1 protein-coding gene is annotated in these 529 nt (G+C 64.1%); it reads left to right on the forward strand.

Annotation, left to right across the window (positions count from 1 at the left end; all coding sequences use genetic code 11):
- A partial coding sequence (locus AAFU51_18955; GenBank protein MEO1573313.1) for a hypothetical protein occupies positions 1–529 on the forward strand: 529 nt, incomplete at both ends.

Below are 529 nucleotides of genomic sequence, written 5' to 3' on the forward strand. Positions count from 1 at the left end.
TGAGAGCTTCGAGTTCGACGATGGGATCACGCTCAGCCTTACCGACATCCGCGGCATCCTCCTCGACGAGGCGTCTAACGCGTCTACGGATCTGATCGACGCGCGCACGATCGACCCGGACTTCGAGGTTGCGGGCGGCTACGGCTACGATACGATCATCATGGGCCGGGACACCCGGGTCCTTTTCGCCGAGGGCGATGGGATCGATCGGATCGAGCTGGAGGCGATCGCGATGCGCGACGCCGTCATCAGCTTCACCGACTACGGCTCGACGGAGGCTGTGGTGCGCCGCGCCGGCCTGGAAAGCGACGATCTGCTGATCGTGTTCCCCGATGTGGGGGATCAGGTGCGGATCGTGGGGGCGCTCGCCCGAACGACGCTGCCGGTCATCGAGTTCGCCGACGGCATCACTTGGGATGCAAACGAACTCAAGGCGCAGGAGCTCAGGGGACAGGAAACCGACGGAGACGACCTGATCTTCGATTCCCGCGGCGACGACGTGATCGAAGCCGGTCTGGGCAACGACGAT

The organism is Bacteroidota bacterium (genome assembly GCA_039821555.1).
Classification (GTDB): domain Bacteria; phylum Bacteroidota; class Rhodothermia; order Rhodothermales; family Rubricoccaceae; genus JBCBEX01.